This window comes from Adlercreutzia sp. ZJ304, from assembly GCF_011039075.1.
In the GTDB taxonomy this organism is placed as follows: Bacteria; Actinomycetota; Coriobacteriia; order Coriobacteriales; family Eggerthellaceae; genus Adlercreutzia_A.
This window is the reverse complement of the sequence record NZ_JAAKEG010000009.1, coordinates 42,787-64,455: the sequence shown is the minus strand read 5'-3', so window position 1 is coordinate 64,455 and position 21,669 is coordinate 42,787. Positions and strand designations below refer to the sequence as shown.

Below are 21,669 nucleotides of genomic sequence, written 5' to 3'. Positions count from 1 at the left end.
TTTAGAGTTTCTCGACCTCTTCCATCAGCGCATCAACTATATGCGCTTCATCAACTTTTCGCACAATTCTACCATGACAGAAGATGGCTCCCTGACCTTCTCCGCAAGCAACCCCCACATCTGCATCGGCGGCTTCACCCGGACCATTCACAACACAGCCCATGACAGCCACTTTGCATGGACGATTTAGACGCGATATCGCCTCTTCAACCGCCTTGGCAATAGGAATCATATCTACCTTGCAACGCCCACATGTAGGGCAACTTATAATCTCGGGAGTTCTGCGCCGCATATCAAGAGCCGCAAGCAACTGCCACGCAGCGCGCACTTCAAGAACTGGATCGTCGGTTAGCGAAATGCGCATTGTGTCGCCTATTCCCTGCTCTAAAAGAACGCCCAAGCCAGCAGCAGATTTTATTGTGCCCTGAAAAACAGTACCGGCTTCAGTAATTCCTATATGTAACGGAATATGGGGTATACGCTGGCTTAACAAGCGATAAGTTTGTATTGTCGTTTTCACATCGTGTGCTTTAGCTGACACTACAATATCGTGAAAATCGCGTTCTTGTTCAAAATAGCGCACGTATTCCGCAGCAGATTCAGCCAGCTTCTCGGGCAGCGTAAGGTCTTTGCGTGCTGCCAAAGCAGAATCGAGCGACCCGGCGTTTACCCCGATACGTATAGGAATTCCCGCGCCGCGCGCCGCATCTATGACCATGTTTGTGTTTTCTAAACCCCCAATATTGCCGGGATTTATCCTAAGTTTCGCCGCACCGCTCCACGCAGCACGCATTGCTATTCGTGCATCGAAATGGACATCGGCAACTACCGGCAGCGGCGATTTTTCGCAAACTTGTTGAAAAGCGGGAAGAGCATCATGATTCGGAATAGCCATTCGCACTATTTCGCATCCCGCTTCTGCCAAGCGCTCTATCTGATTTAGATTTGCTGAAACATCAGTTGCAGGACAGCTAAGCATCGATTGTACAGAAACAGGAGCCCCACCACCTATGGCAACTCCACCCGCGCTTCGTCTGCCAACCATAACTTGATGAGTATTGTCGCGCACCGAAGACATGTTTTCCACAGAAATATCCGTATCCGAAATAACGTTTTCCACCTAAAAAACCATCCTTAAAGCCGCTATCTTCACCTAAGGATTATCCATCACCAATTACCGAAGATAAAGCGTTGTACATCTTGATTTAGCATAATAACGAACAAGCCAATAAAAAGCGTCATTCCAACTAATGAGAGATATCCCATCACGCGGGTGGAAACTTGACGGCGGCTGATTTTCTGAAAGACCTCTACAACAAAGCGCCCGCCATCTAGCGGCGGAATAGGAAGCAGATTCATCAATCCCAACGAAACAGAAATTATCGCCATAAAGAACAGTGCTTCAGCTACGCCCGCAGCGAAATAGTCAGCCGACATAACGGCAATGCCAACTATGCTAGTGGAATTCGATACAGTCTGCGCCGCTGTAGCCGGATTGAATAGACCAAGAATAGCCTGAATTGTCATTCCAATATATGTGAACCCAGCCGTTATAGCTTTATCTGGGCTAACTATTACATGCACGATTTCGCCTGTGTCGGGATGCGAAACATCAAAGCCTATAACCGAGTAAATTAAAATAAACGCCACAATTGCAAAAATAAGATTCGCAGCAATTCCTGCAAGCAAAATTACCGAGCGCTTCCAAAACGGTAAATTCCTATATTGTTGTGATAATTCCCGCTTGAAAAGCGCTTCTGCGCTGTCAACTATACGCGGTGTTCCCATCGGCTGTACTGCAGGTGCCAAAGCGCATAGACGAGCAGCTTGACGGCGCTGTTTTCTAGTGGGCTGTACGGCTGGCGTGCGATACACTTCTTGCGTATCCTTGCGGGTAGGCGCAATAACACTTCCCCATTCCACCAGCTGGTCTAGCGCATTTTGTGCGTCTTCTTGGTCGATGTTGCAGCATTGCGCAACCTCGTCAAGAGTAATAGAGCCACTACGATACACACAATTGAGAACAGGTTGAATGTTTTCGTCTATCGGATCGCATTCCATTCCACAAACTTTGGCATACCCACCTAAAGGAACCGCAGTTACGCCAAATCGCGTTCCCGCCTTCGTAAAACCAATGCTTGGTCCGGGCAGCCCTAACATAAATTCCGTAACGCGAACCCCGAACGCCCGCGCAGCCAAATAATGACCACCTTCGTGAATAAATACGAGAAAGCCAATAGTGAAAACCGCGCAAACGATCATAAACAATATGTCCATATAACGCCTTAACTAATCAAGCGAATCATTTTTTACATATTGTGCGATACAAGAGGTAAATGCTGCAAGGTTTTTGCAAGATTCTTGTAAGTTTTACGCAAGGCGCACACGAGAATTACGTCTAAACCAATATTGCATATATGCGAAAAGAAGACGAAATTCAGTGTCATCAAATATTGCATTTTTGATACCTACACGTCAGATCTCATATCTAAAGTCATACAGACAAAACATATCCGCAATGCAGTGGTTAGGAGATAGACGTGGCACGAACTAAAACTAAACGACCGAATATACGCGCTCGTCGCGCACTAGCAACTTTAATGGCGGTAGCTCTGATATTAGGACTGATACCGGGGGTTCCAATGGGAGCCGACATAGCGTATGCCGAAAACAACACAAACTTAGATATTGGTAGAGAAATATATTACTCAACCGCCCGCACGAATTATATGTACACCAACGGCAATATAGCCTATTGCGGCGTTCCCTCTAAAAAAGCGCCGCCAAATGGCACATATGCAAAATCGCCAATTAGCATGACCACAACTAATGAAAACAACACCTATCAACTAAAGGACATAGCAGCGTGCCTTTGGTTTGGATATGGCGGTCCCGGCTTCGATGCCAGTATGTGGCCGGGCACTTGGTTTAACTCTGAAGCTATGGGCGAAGACGAGTATCTTATTTTGACACATATCGTCCTTAGCGATTTTTACAATTGCAGCAGCGAGGAAGCCTTAGATAACACTACAGACGAATTCAAATCTTGGGCACTTAACAACGTTTTAATGAACAATAACGGCAACTTCAACGCCAACACACCCCAAGCGCGAATTTATGCAAGAACAGGCGATGTGCCTAGCGAATTTATAGCTAACTGCTTCCAACTAAACACCGGCAGCAATACACAAGTCATATTGGGGTACATGCCGGGCGGCTGGATAGATCTTTCAAAAGTATCAGCAAATGAAGAAACAACACAAGAAAACGGATGCTACTCTTTAGGAAATGCAAAGTACGGAATATTTCGCAACAATGAATGCAGCGATAAAGTTGCCGAATTAACAACAGATAATAGCGGATTTGCTAAATCAGACTATCTGCAAACAGGTACATATTTTATAAAAGAACTTGAAGCGCCCAAGGGCTACGCACTAGACAAAAGCACATATCGCACAGAGGTTCAAAAAGGAACAACCACACGAATTAATACTAACAATGTATACGACACACCGCTATGCAACACAGCACAAATAATTGTAGCCAAACTAGATCTTGAAACAAACACCGGACAAGCACAAGGCGGAGCTTCTCTTGCAGACGCGCAATTTACCGTGCGCTATTACGATGGGTATTACTCAAATAAAGACGAAGCCGAACAAAGCGGCAATCCGAAGCGCACATGGGTAATTCGCACAAACGAAGACGGACATGCTCTGCTAGATGATTCGTGCCTAGTATCGGGGGACGCATTTTATCGATCATCCGAGGGAGCTGCAGCTATTCCGCTAGGAACGCTTTTAATACAAGAGACAAAGGCTCCAGAAGGCTATCATCTTAGCGACAGCAGCGTACAAGTACGTCAGATAACAGCTGCAGGCACAGATGAAACAAATACTGTATATAATGCGCCTTCCGTAGCAGATCAGGTATTCCGCGGCGATTTCAAATTCATAAAAGCCCGCGAATCAGACCAAAGACGTATGGCTAATATTCCTTTCCGCATAACAAACAACACTACGAAAGAAAGTCATATAGTAGTAACAGATGCTAATGGTCAAGCATCTACAAGCGCACAATGGGTCGCACATTCCAGCAACACAAACGCAAACGATTTAGCCGTAAACGAAAATGCGGTAGACGAATCGAAATTGAATTCGTCTGCAGGGGTTTGGTTTGGTACCAGCAATCCAGATAATGCTAAAGGTGCGCTTCCTTTTGGAACATACTCGATAGAAGAGTTGCGCGTGTCGGGTAACTCTGGGTTATCTCTTATAAGAATACCAAGTCTTACTATAGAAGAACGTGAAGGATACGTTGTAGACTTGGGAACATTTGACAATCAAGCACTTGCAGAATGCGCTATATCAACATATGCTCGCGAATTTGAAACTGGGTCAAAAGTTGCTAATGCAGACATAAAGACCCAGATTGTAGACCGGGTGCAATACTCAAATTTAGACATAGGCGAAGGCAAAGCCTATGAACTTCATGCCTCGCTTATAGATGCCGACACAAGAGAATCTATAACCGATTCGCAAGGCAACCCTATAACAGGTTTCGCAAGATTTGTACCCACACAGCAAAATGGCTATGCGGAAGTTTCGCTTACATTCGATTCCAGAAACTATGCCGGATGCGATGTCGTTGTATACGAAGAGTTAATAAAAAGTGAAACTGGAGCCGTAATTGCCGAGCACAAAGATGTTAGCGACTATAACCAAACAATACACATAAAAGAGCAATTTCTAAAAACATACGCCTTCGACCCTAACGATGAAGACAAAATTGTTACAGCAGACCCAGAAGCACACATAACAGACACTGTTTTTTACAGAAATCTTTGCGTGGGTGAAGAATACGAACTTCGCGGAACGCTTTGGCTAAAAAGCGATTCTTTGAACGCCGAGGAAACCGATTATGCAGCCAAGCCATTATTGGATGCACAAGATGAGCAATACAGCGCCTCGAAAACTTTTATTCCCGAATATACCGATGGAAGTATCAACCTTACATTCGAATGCGATACCAGCGCCTTAGCGGGACAAAATGTAGTGCTTCTTGAAACGCTATACAGAGATGGGGAAATAATAGCTAAACATGAAGATATTTCAGATACCGATCAAACAGTAAATATATGTGAACCAGCTATAGCAACCATAGTAGCCGATGTGCTAGATGGCGATAGTACCGTATCTGCCGATGGCGAAACATGTGTAGTGGACACCGTAAAATACGAAAACCTTATTCCGGGCAGGCAGTACACGCTAAACGGAGAGTTAATGCTAAAAACACGCACTGTAAGCGAAGATAACGCAACTACAACATTTGTCGAAAACTTACTAGATGAAGATGGTAATGCGGTAGTTTCAAAAACCACATTTACCCCAGAAAATAGCAACGGCACAACTCAAGTTACATTCAATTTTGATTCCAGAACAAGCGACGGAGATAACATCGTGGTATACGAAACGCTGCTTCGCGACGATGTTGTTGTAGCTCAAGACCGCGACCCCAATAACGAAAACCAAAGTTTCTCTATACACAACATTAGCGCATGGACCTATATGGAGGATGCGAGAACAAATACAAAACAAGTAACAGCCGATTCGGAGGCGGTATTAAAAGATGATGTCTCGTATGCAGATGCCGTAATTGGCGAAGAATATACAGCGTATGGAATATTAATAGACCCCGACACCGGGCTACCCGTTTTGCAATATTCCGAATCTGATTTGACTAGCAACGCATCTACGCAAACCGAGAGCATGATGCGAGAGTTACTTGCTGCACTAGGTATTAGCAATAGCGAAAACACTCTTGCAGAACTGTTCGAGAAACAAACCGAATATCCACGCAAATTTGATAAAGATGCGCTGCGTGAAATACTAAAGAAATACGACGACATAGCTTCTAGACTTGTAATCGCATCTCACACTTTCAAGGCAGACAAATCGTCTGGAAACACAACTTTAGAATACGCTTTGGATGCACGCAATTTAGAAGGTACTCGGGCAACCTCGTGCATATTGCTAGTAAAACTTAGCTCTAGCGAAGCTGTATGTGCCGAAATGGACTTAAACAGCGAAGAGCAGAGTGTATTGTTCGTAACAGGAACCATAAAAACAATGGCTACCGATTCTACCGACGGAGATCATAATTTACTGAACAGTTCTGAAGCCAAAATACTAGATAAAATCAGCTACGAAGGCTTAACCCCGGGCAAAGAATACACGCTAGAAGGGGTGCTGTACGACAGAAATACCGGCAATCCACTTCTGATAGCCGACAAACAAATACAAGCCAGTAAATATTTCGTTCCAGCAGCTTCAAGCGGAACCGAAAGCGTTGAGTTCACCTTAGATGCAACCGGCATTGCTGATAAAGATATTGTGGTGTATGAATATCTTTATAGACGCATGGATACAGGAGATGACCACTCCGAAAAAGTATTAGTAGCCATGCACGCCGATATTGAATCTGCAGATCAGACAGTACATATATCTGGGCAAAACATACTACCAGCAGGAACAGGATATGACAAAACCGGCGATACGACAGGTCCGATAATTGCCGGCATCGCAAGCATGTTAGCTATAGCTTTGCTAGGAACAATATACGGAATACGACAAGTTACAGCGCGCAACAGAAGAGCACAAGCAGCTGTAGAGAGAGCACTACGCGGATTGCGCTAGCACTTTTTCGTATACGTAATCAGGGAGGTAAAAATGAATACCACAAACAATCAGATGCAAACTAAGCACGTGATTTTTATAACATGCGCCATAGTTTTATTGGCTATAAGCGTAGGGGTATCCGCCATTGTTGTTACATCTACTGGTCTACAGCGCCAATTTGCCGAGGCAGAAACACCAGATGCGCAAACGCAAACTTGCACTCACATATTCCAGCCAGATACTAAGTTGGTTCATCACGACGCTGTAACTTACGAAGTGCAGCATCCGGCAACATATGAGACTGTTTCTGTACCACACACAGTTTGCAATATCTGCAATGAAACAATAGATGGCAAAACAGAAGAGCATCGCACATCAACAGGACATAGTGGCTACACCACAAATGTCCCCATTGCAGAAACACATCAAAAAACTAAGGAATGGACAGAGGTAGTAGTAGCAAATGAAGCCTACGACGAATTAGTAACCGAAACAGAAACCTGCACATCTTGTGGTGAAGTTAGGGCGGTAGAACAATGAATAACGCCGCTAAACTTACACGCAAAAACAAGATGATACGCTTTGGCTTATCAGCTCTTTTAGTTGCAAGCTGCATTCCTGTCGTTGCTCTATCGAGCATACAGGCGGCTGAAGCTGCCGCTGCACTTCCAACTAAGCTCGAAAACGGAAGATTCAACTATCCGATATTGCAGAGTGGCACCTCAGATGCGTTTACTAATAAAAATTGGAATTATCTACCTTTGCAGAATTTCTCTTATGACGGAGAAATTTGGTTAGACGATGTACCAGATGAAGACTTTGGATGGGACAGCTACGACATAGATATGGAGTGGTTTTACCACAAAGGTTCAAGCACCGATGAATATGGAATTTGGCCCTCACATGGTGTACGAATACAAAAATCCGAAGGTAATCAATACGCTTTACTGTTTGGTAATGATGGATACTCGCAAAGCTCCACAAATTACTGGAAAGGCTATGCGCTAAGCATGGAGCAAAAATTAGCAACTACTCCAGGAACACTATTTGTTTGGAAATTCAAACATCAAGCCCGAAATGCTACCCATGCTGAAAATGTATATATGACTATTGGATGGAATAATGCCGTAAAACAAGGAGCTTATAGAATAAGCCAAAATGTAGATAAAAGAGGTGCACTCGGATACGTTGGCACCACTATGACAACATACTGCCCAAGCAAAACATCGAACTATGCTCAGGGTGCTTATTGGGAAACATATCAGGGAAAATATCTTGTGCCTGATGGGCAAACGAGAACAAGTTTTGAAATATCAACCGATAGTTCAAGTACTGGCTCGATGATCGACGATGTTGAAATTGTTCCCTATGCTCCCCTAGTCTATAACCTGAATGGTGGCTCAAGTTCCAGCATCGTTACCAACATCTCTCAAGCACGCGCAAGCAACTATGCAGGCTATTTCGAAGAAGGTAAATCGCATACATTAACGTCTGCTAAGCCGACCAGAAGTGGCTATACATTCCTTGGATGGTCGAAAACAAAATATGGAGATATAAACAATAAAGCTACTTACAACAGCATTAAAACAAACATCGTATCTTCTGTAACAATTGCCGCAGGAACAAATACCATATATGCGGTATGGGGCAAAAATCCCACTGTCAGTTTTTACGACGGCATAGGTTCAGCGCTTAAAAGTCAAACGGTAGCATTCGGCGGAATACCTACTGCACCCGAAATTCCTAAACGTGAAGGCTATACGTTCGTAAATTGGGACAAAGAGATTACACGCACATACGAAAACACACAAATAACCGCGAAATGGGAAGCTAATAAATACGACATAGAATTCTGTGCAAACGGCGGGTCGGGAAGCATGCCAGTCCAACACATGACATACGATAAAGATGCAGAACTACTGCAAAATTTATTCAATAATAGCGAATCAACTTGGCAACGATGGAACACAAAACCCGACGGTACGGGCGATACTTACGCAAACAAAGAAAGTGTATCTAATTTATCTGCTACAAACGGTGCAGTTGTAAAACTATACGCCCAATGGGCAGATAATTGCATTGTCACATTTGATGACGGCTGGGGAAATACATTAAAAACCGAACCATTAAAGCCGGGACAAAGTGCTACCCCACCTGCACCTCCAACCATTACCGGCTACATATTTGACAGCTGGACCGATGGATACAAAGAAGTTGTAGAAGATTCAACCGTATATGCAAAATGGATTCCAATTAACTATCACATAACCTTTGATGCGAATAGCGGCTGCGGACAAATGGATAGACAAGCAATGAAATACGACGAGAGCAAGCCTCTTAACAAGTGTAGTTTTCAGCGCGATGGATGGATTTTTACAGGATGGAATACCGACATGAAAGGAGAAGGTATTTCCTTTGCAGATGCTCAATGGGTTAATAATTTAACAGATAAAAACGACGATGACATAACGTTATTCGCACAATGGACTCCCCTTGAATACGACATAGTATTTAACCCAAACGAAGCATATGGCGATATGCCTGCACAACATGAATATTTCGATCAGCCAGACACGCTAAATTATTGCAAATTCACCAAACCGGGCAATACCTTTCAAGGATGGGCATTAAGCAAAGATGGACCTATCGTCTTCAAGGATGGTGAAAATATCTGCAATATAGTAGAAGAGGGAACCAACACTGTAGAGCTTTACGCAGTTTGGCAGGAAAATGCACCTGTCCTTATAACCTACAAAGCGGAAAACCCAAACCAAACAAGCATCAACAATGCTTGCGAAGAATTGCTACCCAAAAGCGGATTAGCAAACGGCGCGCAAGCTATATCGAATACAGGATATAAGTTTCTTGAATGGCACGACATAGCGGGCAAAACAATAAGTACAACATCGAAAGTATTACCAGAGAGAAACTCTGATGGGCTTTATACAGCTGCAACATATATCGCAATATCTGAACCAATTGAATACACGATACGATATAACGCCAACGGTGGAATAGGAGACATGAGCTGCACAAAATGCGTTTACGACGAGCCGTTCAATATTGCTAGTAATGAATTTTCTCGTGAAGGTTACGAATTCTGCGGATGGAGCAAAAATCGTAGCGGAATAACTAATTGCTACGAACCGGGAGAACAAACTATCAATCTAGCTAGCAATGACAAAGCTGTAGTAAATCTATATGCAAAATGGAAACCGATGAACGCAGCCGACACAAATACACCAAACGAATCGGAGTTGCCAAACAATCCAGAACTTAAAGATGAACCGCAAAATACCTATGTCCCCGATCAGCCTAGCGACCCTGCAGAAAAAGGTGAAATAACTGACCAATCTGTAGACCCAGTGTCTTTAGACGCTTCCATAGATACCTTTGGAGATCCCACTATAAATACCGGATATGGTCAAACAGCCAACAATGGCGCAGTAGCCACATCAAAAATAGGAGAAACCTACGACAAGACAGGAGATTCCTCCCAAACAATAGTCCTATTCGCAATTCTGGTCACAACTATTGCTGCAATAGGAATAATTTACGGACACATATCTTTAAAAAGAAAAGAAACATGGTAAAGCGCAGCTACAAAATAAAAGCTGCACTAGGATTTTCTATAGCGGGATTATCTTTTGCGCTTTTAGGATGTGTACTTGCATGGCTGCTCTGGTGCGCTAGCAACTCATACACTGTGCCTAACCCCAATTTTCCAGAAGCGCAAGATGCTGAAGGATTTCCAGAGATAGATTGGAATTATTGGCAGAGCGTAAATCCAGATGTTATTGGCTGGGTAAGCATACCCGGAGCTGACCTTAGCTGCGCTATAGTACAAGCGCCTACAGATAATCCCACTTATTATTTAGAGCATGACATACGTGGCTACGCCAATTACCATGGTTGCCCGTACTTAGATGCAGACTGTGCAGAGCTGGGATTAAACAGCCAAAACGCTGTAATATTCGGACATAACATAAGAAATGGGAATTCCATGTTCGCCACATTTGCTAACTATTCTCAAGAAGAATTTGCTCAAAAACACTCTATAGTGCTGCTGCAAACCCCTGAATGGAAGAAAGTTCTACGAATTTCAGGCGCATCTATAGTAAAGGGAAATCAGCGCACAAAACGAACGTCTTTCGATACCCAAGAAGATTTTAATCTGTGGTTTTCAGAGCGCCTCGATGAATGCTGCGTAAAACTACAAGATAGCATACCCTCATCATGCATTACTTTTGTTACTTGTAGCTATAACCGATATTCAAACGAAAGAACTCTTGTCTATGCTGCAGTACAATCTGACAAATAATTCAGCGCACAACGACGCGCATCCATATCAACTTCTTGCAGCTGCTCTATGCTTTCCACACGCTGAACCTTGTGCTTTTCCATAGCATCTTCTACGCAAGCTGCTATATCCAAAAAAGAGCACTCTCCTTGCAAAAAAGCCCCAACAGCAACCTCGTTTGCAGCATTCATTACTGCAGGTAAAGTTCCACCTGTTTTGCCAGCCTCTCTAGCCAATGCAAGACAACGGAAAGTCTTAGTGTCAGGTGCAGCAAATTCCAAACTACCAAGCTCTCGGAAATCTAGTGGAGCTACAGGAGCATCCCAACGCTCAGGATAAGAGAGCGCAAATTGTATAGGAATACGCATGTCAGTAGTACCAAGATGAGCTTTAACGGAACCGTCTGTATACTCCACCATAGAATGAATTGCACTTTGCGGTTGCACTACCACCTCAATGCGTTCGTAAGGCATATCGAATAGATGATGCGCCTCTATAACTTCTAAACCTTTATTCATCAACGTGGATGAATCAATAGTTATTTTTGGTCCCATATTCCAAGTTGGGTGCGCAAGCGCCTCTTTTGCAGTTACATTTTTTAGCTGGTCGGTAGTCATACCCCTAAAAGGACCACCAGAAGCTGTAACCCACAAACGCCTAACATGGCTTGCTTCTTCCCCCATAAGGCACTGATATATTGCACCGTGTTCTGAATCTATCGGCATAAGACGACCGGGCTTGTCAGCCATAGGCATAAGCAAATCTCCGCCAACTACAAGAGACTCCTTGTTTGCTAATGCAAGCGTCTTGCCAGCCATTAAGGTTTTATAACTAGCACGTAATCCAGCCGCGCCCACTAATGCATTCACTACAATGTCAACACCATCTAGGTCAATCAAGTCTAAAGCATCATCTGCTCCAACAGCTGTATGCCTTACAGAAAACTTCTGTGCCTGACGTTGCATATCGGAAACACGAGTGCCACACGCTAAACCCACCACATGCAGCTTATCGGGATTTTGAGATACAACATCTAATGTTTGACACCCGATAGAACCCGTAGAGCCTAGTATTACAACCCCTTTAGAAGACATCATATGGAATGCAACCTCCTAAAATTAGAAGAAAGGCAGCCGAAACCGATGCCAAGAAAAGCGAATCGCATCTATCGAGCAGACCACCATGACCAGGCATTATGGTGCCCGAATCTTTGAAACCAGAATTGCGCTTAATACGGCTTTCCGCTAAGTCTCCCAAAACCTCTAAAAGACCGCATATAAGACCAAACAGCAATGCTGTAGGAATATCAAGATTTACACTTGGCACAAACGACATAACTACCCAAACAAGCATAGAGCCTACAAGCCCTGCCAAAAAACCTTCCCAACTCTTTTTTGGGCTAGTTCTTGGGGCTAACTTATGTTTTCCTATTTTGCTTCCAACGAAATATGCAAAGGCATCATTCGCCCACACGCTTAAAAACAGCAAAAACAATACAAGACCACCCCACGGCGGCTCAACCGACGCGCGTATAATCATTAAACCGCTAAGTAAAAGCCCAGTGTATGCGGCACCTAAAAAACTGACACTAACATCTTGAATGCGTGCACGCAGCCAAAAGACGTACCAAATAAGAAGCGCTATTAGCAACACTAGCGCAACCAACATGCCACCAGCCAAGCCACCGAAATACACCGCGGGAATAAACAGAACTGCCCCAGCTATTCCCAACATTTCATTTGGAAGTTTAGAGTCGGATCGCAACATGTAATAAAATTCACCAGCGCATATACCAGCCACCACCATTAGATAAATCATGGTTGGTATATTTCCAGCAAAAACGCACGCTATGGTAACTAGTGTATAAACAAGCCCTGTTCTAAAACGCACTTGAAGCCCAGATGGATTCTTCAATTTCTGGGGTGTTTTATCTAGTGCATTCTTTTTCATTTTCTGACGCTTCAGCGCACGCTGTTCTTTTTTTTGCTGCTTGGCAGCTGCCTCGTCAGGCGTAATATCATAATGCCAAGGCGGTCCTACAGGAGCCTTGTTTGAACTGTAAATAATCGCCGGATCTTCGGGTTCGCGCCCATTACCAAGTTCTTTAGTCGTAGGTCGAGCACTAAATGCCCCGGGTTCATCCCCAGCCGCATCAGTTAATTCTCGCACACGAGTTTTAAGTTTTGCCCTAGCCTCACGCTGCAAATCGGTCAATTCGTCCGAAAAGTTATCAGCGCAATCAGCATCACTTTGCAAAGCCTCATCAATAGCTTCTGTTGTTTCTTTAGCCATTAGATGGCTCCAAAACGTCTATCGCGAGATTGGTATTCCAAAAGACAACGCAAAAATTCATAGCGATCAAAATCGGGCCAAAGCACCGGAGAACAAACAAATTCGGAATAAGCAGCTTGCCATAGCATGAAATTAGACAAACGCATTTCCCCACTTGTACGAATAAGTAATTCAGGATCGGGTGCATCGGCGGTGTATAAATACTTTTGTAATGCTTCTTCTGTGAGTCGCGGAAATTCCCCATGCGCACCTAACGCAGTTTCCGCATCGCGAATGAACTCATTCGCAGCATGCACTATTTCTGCCCTGCCTCCATAATTCACAGCCACAACAAGCGTCATACCGTCATTATTACAAGTCTTTTTCCAAGCAAGTTCAAAAGCTTCTCGTGTATCGGACGGAAGAATGGACAAGTCGCCTATAGTCATAACTCGTACTTGCTCGGCGTGCAATTCATCCACCTCAGCAAGCATGGTTTTAGCAAACAGGTTCATCAATCCTGAAACTTCGTCTTCGGGTCGCTTCCAATTTTCGGTTGAAAAGGAATATATGGAAAGATATCGAACGCCTAAATCGTTAGCACAGCGTATAGTTTCGCGGACAGCCTCGATACCAGCATTATGCCCGCGCAAACGATTCAGCGCCCGCTTTTTTGCCCAACGTCCATTACCGTCCATTATTACAGCAACATGCTTAGGTATACGCGCAAGATCTAAATTTGACGGATTGGCATCAATTGGAGGATCTGGAAATATGTAGTTTAGGTCTTTCAATACTAAAAATCTCTCTTACCAATAAGATAAAAGCAAATCCGCTGAAGCGTTATACTTCCATAACCTCAGCTTCTTTAGCCTTCAGAACCGCATCTACCTCGGCAACATACTTATCGGTCAACTTTTGCACCTGCTCTTCAGCACGGCGCGCTTCATCTTCGGGCAAGCCATCGTTTTTCTCTGCTTTCTCGATAGCTCCATTCGCATCGCGGCGCACATTACGCACAGCAACACGCGATTCTTCTGCATACGTGCGACAATTTTTTGCAAGCTCGCGGCGACGCTCTTCTGTAAGCTGCGGGAAAGGTAGACGAATTACAGAGCCATCGTTGTTTGGCGTTACACCTAAATCGCTCTCAAGAATAGCTCTCTCTATATCTTTAAGCGAAGACTTGTCCCACGGCTCTATAACAAGCATGTGCGCATCGGGAGTTTTTACTCCAGCCATCTGGTTTATAGGAGTGCGCACCCCATAATAGTCAACCGTTATACGATCTAGAACCATTGCATTCGCGCGTCCTGTACGAACTGCCGCAAAGTTATCACGCAAGGAATTTATCGCCTTTTGCATACGATCTTCAGCGTTCATCAAAATTTCTTCTACATCAGCCATTGCGCTTCCCTTCAGTCAATAGTGGTTCCCACATCTTCGCCGCGCAACGCCCGCTGTATATTGCCGCGCTTCGTAAGATCAAATACTATCATCGGTACGTTATTGTCCATGCAAAGCGAAGTTGCCGTAGCGTCCATCACGTTCAGACCGCGGTTTAATACATCCATATAAGTTATATGGTCAAAACGCATCGCATTTTCATTCTTTGCAGGATCGCTGTCGTAAACCCCATCCACCTTTGTAGCCTTCATCAAACAATCAACATCTAGCTCGCAAGCACGTAGCGCCGCTGTGGTGTCGGTCGTGAAATAAGGATTGCCAGTTCCGGCAGCTAATATAACAACGCGACCCTTCTCTAAATGCCGCATAGCACGACGGCGTATGAAAGGTTCGCTGACTTCTTGCATATTGATAGCGCTTTGCACACGCGAAAATATGCCGTGCCGCTCGAAAGCATCTTGCAATGCCAACGCATTCATTACAGTAGCTAACATTCCAATATAGTCAGCCTGAGCACGATCCATACCCTCAGCCGAGCCAGCTAGACCGCGGAAAATATTCCCTCCCCCGACAACAATAGCCAGCTGCACACCATCTTGCACTATATCGGCTATCTCATCAGCAAGATTGTTCACAACTTTGGGATCTATGCCATACCCCTGATCGCCTGCAAGAGCTTCGCCCGATAGCTTCAAGAGTACGCGGTTGTACCTATAACCGTCTGCCATGCGCACCGCCTTCTTATAGAAACATGTTTATATACATATTACCCCGAAACCCAGCAGTTCTAAACGCAATATGCGGAATTCCAACACCGGGTCCAATTTTTGAAATTGCCAAAGCGCACCCGTTGAAACCATTAACAACCTTAACAAGTGACGCATTATTGTCAAAATAACAACCTACAAATATAGCAACGGTTACATTTCAACATCGGCAAAATTGCATATATCTCATAAGCCATACCTATCGCGAAATAGGCGATATGCTGGCAATGTAAGGTTTGAAGACATGAGGAGCAGAGCCTTCACTTAAAGCGAAAGGCTGCCCGATATGTCTACTGATATGTCTAAATACATACAGAATTCAAACCAGATATACGCCGTATCAGCAAAATTGGGAAGGCAAAACGAAAGCCGCCCAATTCTGGTGATACGAAAAAGTAAAGCGAAGGCTGCAGCGCTCGTAATTGCAGCGTTAACACTAAGCGTTGCGCTCTTAGCATTCCCCAGTTTGGCATACGCACAAACAGACAACGGCACAAGTATTCAGCATCCCATAGCTGTAGAGCAAAACGCTAAAGCGCAATCTCCGCTAGACGCTGGCATAACTTTCGCAATAAATAAAGCATGCGGAATAGCTACAGAAGAGGGGGCAAATCTTTTGAACGCACAAGCAGATATGGTAAGCGCTGAAGTTAAGCAAACAGCGCAGAGCGCTTCAACGAAAACCCAGAAATCAGCAACCAACACCTCTGCCTCACCAACAACATCCCCGCCTGCGCAGAAAACCTATAACGCCAACACCATAAGCGCAAAGGGTAATACCGTGCCCTACATTGACACATACCTAGCAAGCGCAGCGCCATCTTCAGGCGCTGGACTGTGGATGGGATCAGACAGCACAACCGATGGAACTTGGGGATATTTCATAGGACACAACCCCGGATCTTTCCATCATGTTATGAACCTAACATACAACGACGCAATAACTGTTAACGACAGCACCGGTAATTCGCGAACATATTACGTGATAGATGTATTCACCGTGCCCAACAACGCCTACTGGGAAGATATACAAGAGCGTGTTAGCGGCTATGGCGAATCTGTAATTTTACAAACCTGCTGCGGCGATAACGCAAATTATCGAATTATAGTAGCCCGGTAACTGCCTGCCTAACACCCGGTAACTGCCTGCCTAACACCCGGTAACTGCCTGCCTAACACCCGGGCACGCACCCACGCGCCTCTAGGGCACGCCCTCAGACCCGCCTGACGCAAGAAACACACGCCTGCCCTAAGCCATGCGCACACCTAGAAAAATGTTGCCGAAAGCCACGGACCATATTCGCCAGTCCACATGCTTCCTAGCTGATCAAACACATTCGCCCAGTCTATTTCCACTCCAAAAAGCATCTCTAGGTAATGCTTGTTTTCAATGCCGCGTTCGGGCGCAGAAAGATTTGCCTGCGCTATCGTGTATGTACATGTTGGACACATAGTAATCACGGTTTGCGCACCAGTAGCACGAGCCTCGTCTATAACGCGCCAAACGCGCGAATTTGTAATATCGGCATCGTAGCTGGCTACCGCACCACCAGCACCGCAACACAGTGTTTGCCGCTTATGGTTATCCATTTCAAGCTGAGCAGCTTGCGGAACATACTTCACCATTAATCTTCGAATGGCACGCGCATTGCGGCAACTGCTTCTGTCGTGGCATGAATCGAAGAAAGTAATCGCATCGCGCGAAAGTGGCGAAAAACCGCTTTCGCGACCCTCAGATTCACGCTGCGCCGACAATTGCTCTAACAACTCGGGCAGAGGCACTATATCAATTCCGGCAGGCATGTCTTCCACAAATTCATCGGCGCAGCCGGGGCAAACCGTTACCATGCGCGTTATGCCAGCCTTCTGCATTTGGTCTATAAACTTAGCTCGCAGCGCCGCCGCACGCTCAAACATCCCAGCGCTCATCAGCGGACTGCCACAGCATCCATCCGACAGCGCCCACGAAACACCGCTTTCGGTAAGCCACGCTCCTATGGCACGCATTACATCTGGCGCATAACTAACAAGCGAGCATCCGGGGAAAAACAGCGTATCCGCAAGCCCCGGACCATGCTCGGCAGCCGCATCTAGGCTAGTAAATTCCGGATACCCTATACCATATATAGCGCGATATGCACTAAAAATATGCCATTCTTCGTCTACCATAACCAAACGCGAATCTTGTGCTGGCATTATTTCGGTACGCATAAACAGCTCGCGCCAAACACGCATATCTTCAGGCGCAAGCACATGATGCGGGCACTCTGCCGTACAATGCCCGCAAAAGCAACATTGGCGAAGCGCGTTATACATAGGATAGTCTTCATTAAGAAGCTGCATTAGAGCAGCTGGCTGTTCATCTTCAGGCAAAGCAACTATACGATCGTAAGCCGCCGCTATACGCCCTATATCTAGCCCCGGGCCTTCAAGCACTTCACAGCGGCGCGTACATTTCCCGCAATGCGAACACGTTAACTGGCGCGCACTAAATTGAATCAGCGCATCCATCTTCGCACTATGGATACCCTCGCTTTGCTTGTATGCAGCCAGAAAATCACGTACCGACATAGCGCCTCCAATCAAATCGTTTTTTGATTATATAATTTATGTTGCTTCGTTCGCCGAAATGGATGCGCAAATCTCAACTTCCGCGTTATTCTTTTCGAATAAAAACTGCGTAAAGGAGAATGTTCGATGAATGTCGTTTGCCTTGATTTAGAAGGAGTACTAGTACCTGAAATATGGATAGCCTTTGCTAAAACGGCAGGCATCCCTGAACTAGAACGCACAACGCGCGACGAGCCAGACTATGACAAGTTGATGGAATACCGCCTAGATATATTGCGCGAACACGGCTTAGGACTAAAAGAAATACAAGAAGTTATCGCCAAGATAGACCCAATGCCCGGTGCGCGCGAATTTTTAGATGAAGTGCGCCAAATTGCACAAGTAATAATAATCTCTGACACGTTTTCGCAGTTTGCCAAACCGCTTATGCAAAAGCTTGGCTTTCCAACTATTTTCTGCAACGAACTTGTGGTGAATGACACTACCGGCGAAATAACCGGATACAAGATGCGCTGCCCCGAAACAAAATTAACCACTGTGCGAGCGCTTCATCAAGCCGGGCTTCAAACAATAGCTTCCGGCGATTCGTATAATGATGTGGGAATGATCCTAAATTCGAAAGCCGGATTTTTCTTCCGCACAATAGACGCGCTGAAAAAAGAATACCCGGATGTTCCCGCTTATACCGAATATTCCGAGCTGCTACAAGCTATAAAGGCTGCGCTTTAAGCTATCAGAGCAAGATCGGCTTGCGCTGATATAAACCGGCATCGCAAAATCCTAATGAGCGATAGTAGTTTCTGGTGCCTACAGCGCTTATAACGTTCATCTCGGTATAGCCGCACGCCGCAGCCTGACTGCATGCCTGCTCTATCAGCTTGCGTCCAAGACCTAAGTGCTGCGCGCTTTCTCCACTGTGATGCAGCGCAGCCACTTTGCCGTATACATGCACTTCTCGAATCATTGCTTGGTCTGGCTGGATAGGAGCTTCGCGCTTGTCGCCTGTTTCGCACACTATGCCCGAATTTTCAGCATTAGCGGCATGTAATTCGCGAAATATATCCTGCAGGCGTTGCACAGCATGCTTATACGGTAAAGATAATCTTAAAAACGCAGCCAAATGCCCGTCTTCAGTTACCCATTGCAAAAAACGCTCTTCGCTTACGGTTGTCTGATAGCTTAGCGTCTCTAAACGCAGCTGTTCTGCGCACACATCGCTTACGCCTATTTCGCGAAGGCGCATCTCGGCTGGGCGCACCGGCGTAGCGTCGCCGTCTGCGCTTTGTTGCAAATGCGCCTCTACCATTTGGCGCAAATTCGTTTTCTTGTTGCCGGCAAGTATGTCTTTGGCTGATATATCGCGAATCATCCGCGATATGCGCGAATACGGACGTGTATTCATTACATCGGCAGCCAATAGACTTATCAGGTCTTCCTCGGCATAGGGTTGCCACGTGCCATTGCGCATCATTTCGCCCAACCTAGAACTTTCCACCAAACAACACGGATACAGCTTTAGCTCGTCCGGCTGAAAGCGCGGATCGCTCATCAGCGTTTCGTATTCAAGTCGCTCAGATTCTAGCGTGGCATTCGGAAGATTCACCATCATATGAACATGCGATTTAAACCCAAACAGCCGCATCAGCTCAAAGGCTTGCTCAATCTGGCGAATTTTTGTAGGTCTGCAACTTGCAGCCAGCACACGTTCATCCAAACTTTGAATGCCTACCTGCAGCTTCGTGCATCCCAGCATGCGCAAGAAAACCAAATTGTTCGGCGTAATTGTTTCGGGACGCGTTTCTACCACAAGCCCCACGCATCTATGAGCCGCGCATTCGTTGCGCATCTGCTCGTGTTCCAAATCGTCCAACGTGGCGTGTTGAATACTGCACGCACGTTGCCATGCAGGACTTTCGCCATACAACTGTCGCCAAGCATCGTTATAAGACAGCTCGCCTTCATTCACGCGATTCTGAACATGCGCAACTTGTTCGCGCAATTCTGCAGGATCGCAGGAAAGACCGCATTCCTCGTAAAAGCTACGACGAGCCGCATCTTCAACATTGTTTGTTCCCGCGTCGTTTAAGGCGCGAAACACCTGCGATATAAACCACAGCTGGTATTCACGCGGGTAGTCGCTCCATGTGCCACCCAAAACTATAAGCTCTACCTTGTCGGTAACATGACCCATATCTTCAAGCACGCGCAACCTAGCAAGCACCTGTATATACGGGTCGAAAAAACAGCGCTCGGCGCGCTGGCATGCAGGCTCGTCAGACAAATAGCTTTTCGGCATGCGTATATCGTTTGGGCAATACACGCAATCGCCCGAGCAACACCACGGCTTTGTAAGCACAGTTATAGTTGCCACGCCAGACGCAGTCCGCCTAGGCTTTGCGCGCAAAAGCCGAATAACTTGAGTATCTACAGCACCGCCTACAGGCGCACCCCAAGCATTCAACTTCTCTGGCTCTTCGCGGCGCATGCGCATGTAAGCGGGCAGCAAACGCTTCTTCGCCACAGTGCGCTTCCCATCGTGCATTTCCCTATTCCGAGCACGCACAAGAGAATCCAGCCATGCGCTGTCCAAAGCGCTTTTGTGCGCATCTTGTGTAGAGGCAAAGCCAGATTGTTCAGCCTGAACGGCATTAACTATTTTTCGCAGCGTTTTATCCATATTTCTGATTATACTTTGCAATGCATGCAACTTGCTAAAAGTGTGTGCGCGCATCGGGAAGGGTGCTGATTCGGGACGTGCCTCAGCACCCATTTTCTGTAAGAACAATTTAGCGGTATGCCGCACTGCTGCTGTTATGTGATAATTTCGCTATGGATATTTCTACCGCCATAAAACTAAGCGACTTAACCAGCGCTTTCTACACCGAAAATGCCAATTCATTTTCGCAAACGCGCACGCAGTCTTGGTCTGGCTGGCAGCGCGCGGTGGCGAAATTTAGCGCCGATGCGAATGGCGCACCAAAAGTGTTAGACCTAGCCTGCGGCAACATGCGTTTTCTGCAATTCTTGAACGAAACTTTCACTATACCGCGCAAGTTCGAATACTACGCCGTAGACAATTGCGAACAACTTGCAAATTCGCTCAACATTGAAGACAAAACAAACCGCATAAACTTCCAGCAGCTAGATTTAATAACCGCACTAAGCGAAAGTGCGCTGAACGAGCAAGTGCACGCACCCGAATGCGACCTTTGCGTTTGCTTTGGGTTTATGCATCACATACCGCTTTTCGCTTGGCGCATACAGCTTATGCAAGCGCTAGCGCAGCACACGCGCAGGGGTGGCTATATAGTTATTGCGTTTTGGCAGTTTTTAAAAAGTGAAAGAATGCGCATGAAGGCAAACGAGAGTACGGAAGCAGCACAAGCGCAAACAGGCATTACATTTGAAGACCCAAACGACAAACTTCTAGGGTGGCAAAACACATCTAACACATTCCGCTACTGTCACCACTTCACCGAAAACGAAATTAGCGAACTTGTATCAGCGCTGCCAAACACACGCGAAATAGACCGCTTCTCAGCTGACGGTAAAGAGAATTTAAACCGCTATGTAGTGCTGCAAAAAATCTAGGTGAATGAGATATGCTGGCAATCGCCGCAGATCTTGTTAACGTCATGCACCTTTTAGGGCACGCAAGCGGCTACAGACCAAACGT

Annotated in this window: 16 protein-coding genes; 7 read left to right on the top strand and 9 right to left on the bottom strand. The window is 45.7% G+C overall.

Annotated features, from left to right (window positions below; all coding sequences use genetic code 11):
- Position 1 precedes the first annotated feature (1 nt).
- Together ispG and G7Y46_RS06350 are read right to left on the bottom strand one after the other, a co-directional pair.
- Complete coding sequence (gene ispG / locus G7Y46_RS06355) at positions 2-1,078, bottom strand: flavodoxin-dependent (E)-4-hydroxy-3-methylbut-2-enyl-diphosphate synthase (RefSeq protein ID WP_165253410.1); 1,077 nt, start codon at positions 1,076-1,078, stop codon at positions 2-4.
- An 89-nt stretch (positions 1,079-1,167) separates the two neighbouring features.
- A complete protein-coding gene (locus G7Y46_RS06350) occupies positions 1,168-2,277 on the bottom strand; it encodes a site-2 protease family protein (protein WP_165253369.1) in 1,110 nt (369 codons plus the stop codon).
- A 263-nt stretch (positions 2,278-2,540) separates the two neighbouring features.
- Between G7Y46_RS06350 and G7Y46_RS06345 the strand changes: the two genes are divergently transcribed.
- Genes G7Y46_RS06345 through G7Y46_RS06330 form a run of 4 tightly spaced genes read left to right on the top strand, consistent with a single transcriptional unit; the run spans position 2,541 to position 10,998 of the window.
- The gene (locus G7Y46_RS06345) at positions 2,541-6,695 is read left to right on the top strand and encodes a VaFE repeat-containing surface-anchored protein (RefSeq protein WP_165253367.1); all 4,155 of its coding nucleotides are present in this window, start codon (positions 2,541-2,543) and stop codon (positions 6,693-6,695) included.
- 33 nt (positions 6,696-6,728) lie between these two features.
- Positions 6,729-7,217 (top strand): hypothetical protein, encoded by a 489-nt coding sequence (locus G7Y46_RS06340; RefSeq protein ID WP_165253365.1) that lies wholly within the window; start codon positions 6,729-6,731, stop codon positions 7,215-7,217.
- A complete protein-coding gene (locus G7Y46_RS06335; protein WP_165253363.1) occupies positions 7,214-10,270 on the top strand; it encodes an InlB B-repeat-containing protein in 3,057 nt (1,018 codons plus the stop codon). Before G7Y46_RS06340 ends, G7Y46_RS06335 begins: the two co-directional genes overlap by 4 nt.
- Positions 10,264-10,998, top strand: a complete 735-nt coding sequence (locus G7Y46_RS06330) for a class B sortase (protein ID WP_165253361.1) — start codon at positions 10,264-10,266, stop codon at positions 10,996-10,998. The genes G7Y46_RS06335 and G7Y46_RS06330 overlap by 7 nt, the downstream gene beginning before the upstream one ends.
- Here the strand turns inward: G7Y46_RS06330 and dxr are convergent.
- The 5 genes from dxr to pyrH are packed head-to-tail and all read right to left on the bottom strand — an operon-like array spanning position 10,971 to position 15,383.
- Complete coding sequence (dxr, locus tag G7Y46_RS06325; RefSeq protein WP_165253359.1) at positions 10,971-12,074, bottom strand: 1-deoxy-D-xylulose-5-phosphate reductoisomerase; 1,104 nt, start codon at positions 12,072-12,074, stop codon at positions 10,971-10,973. The genes G7Y46_RS06330 and dxr overlap by 28 nt on opposite strands.
- A complete protein-coding gene (locus G7Y46_RS06320) occupies positions 12,061-13,269 on the bottom strand; it encodes a phosphatidate cytidylyltransferase (RefSeq protein ID WP_241157076.1) in 1,209 nt (402 codons plus the stop codon). The genes dxr and G7Y46_RS06320 overlap by 14 nt, the downstream gene beginning before the upstream one ends.
- Positions 13,269-14,042 carry an isoprenyl transferase gene (locus G7Y46_RS06315; RefSeq protein ID WP_165253357.1) on the bottom strand — a complete coding sequence of 258 codons (774 nt, stop codon included), beginning with the start codon at positions 14,040-14,042 and terminating at the stop codon, positions 13,269-13,271. Before G7Y46_RS06315 ends, G7Y46_RS06320 begins: the two co-directional genes overlap by 1 nt.
- Positions 14,043-14,091: 49 nt before the next feature.
- Entirely contained in the window at positions 14,092-14,655 is a 564-nt protein-coding gene (frr, locus tag G7Y46_RS06310) for a ribosome recycling factor (RefSeq protein ID WP_165062424.1), read from the bottom strand.
- Positions 14,656-14,666: 11 nt separating this feature from the next.
- The gene (pyrH, locus tag G7Y46_RS06305; RefSeq protein WP_165253355.1) at positions 14,667-15,383 is read right to left on the bottom strand and encodes a UMP kinase; all 717 of its coding nucleotides are present in this window, start codon (positions 15,381-15,383) and stop codon (positions 14,667-14,669) included.
- Positions 15,384-15,708: 325 nt separating this feature from the next.
- Between pyrH and G7Y46_RS06300 the strand changes: the two genes are divergently transcribed.
- Positions 15,709-16,542 (top strand): sortase, encoded by an 834-nt coding sequence (locus G7Y46_RS06300; protein WP_165253353.1) that lies wholly within the window; start codon positions 15,709-15,711, stop codon positions 16,540-16,542.
- A gap of 146 nt (positions 16,543-16,688) precedes the next feature.
- On the opposite strand, the gene G7Y46_RS06295 is transcribed toward G7Y46_RS06300, so the two are convergent.
- Positions 16,689-17,993, bottom strand: a complete 1,305-nt coding sequence (locus G7Y46_RS06295) for a (Fe-S)-binding protein (RefSeq protein WP_165253351.1) — start codon at positions 17,991-17,993, stop codon at positions 16,689-16,691.
- A 126-nt stretch (positions 17,994-18,119) separates the two neighbouring features.
- Between G7Y46_RS06295 and thrH the strand changes: the two genes are divergently transcribed.
- On the top strand, positions 18,120-18,722 hold the full coding sequence (thrH, locus tag G7Y46_RS06290; protein ID WP_165062420.1) for a bifunctional phosphoserine phosphatase/homoserine phosphotransferase ThrH: 603 nt from the start codon (positions 18,120-18,122) through the stop codon (positions 18,720-18,722).
- 4 nt (positions 18,723-18,726) lie between these two features.
- Here the strand turns inward: thrH and G7Y46_RS06285 are convergent, their stop codons facing one another.
- Positions 18,727-20,670 (bottom strand): radical SAM protein, encoded by a 1,944-nt coding sequence (locus G7Y46_RS06285; RefSeq protein ID WP_165253349.1) that lies wholly within the window; start codon positions 20,668-20,670, stop codon positions 18,727-18,729.
- 152 nt (positions 20,671-20,822) lie between these two features.
- Here G7Y46_RS06285 and G7Y46_RS06280 point away from each other — a divergent pair, with 152 nt between their 5' ends.
- Positions 20,823-21,584 carry a class I SAM-dependent methyltransferase gene (locus G7Y46_RS06280; protein WP_165253347.1) on the top strand — a complete coding sequence of 254 codons (762 nt, stop codon included), beginning with the start codon at positions 20,823-20,825 and terminating at the stop codon, positions 21,582-21,584.
- The last annotated feature ends 85 nt before the right edge of the window (positions 21,585-21,669 follow it).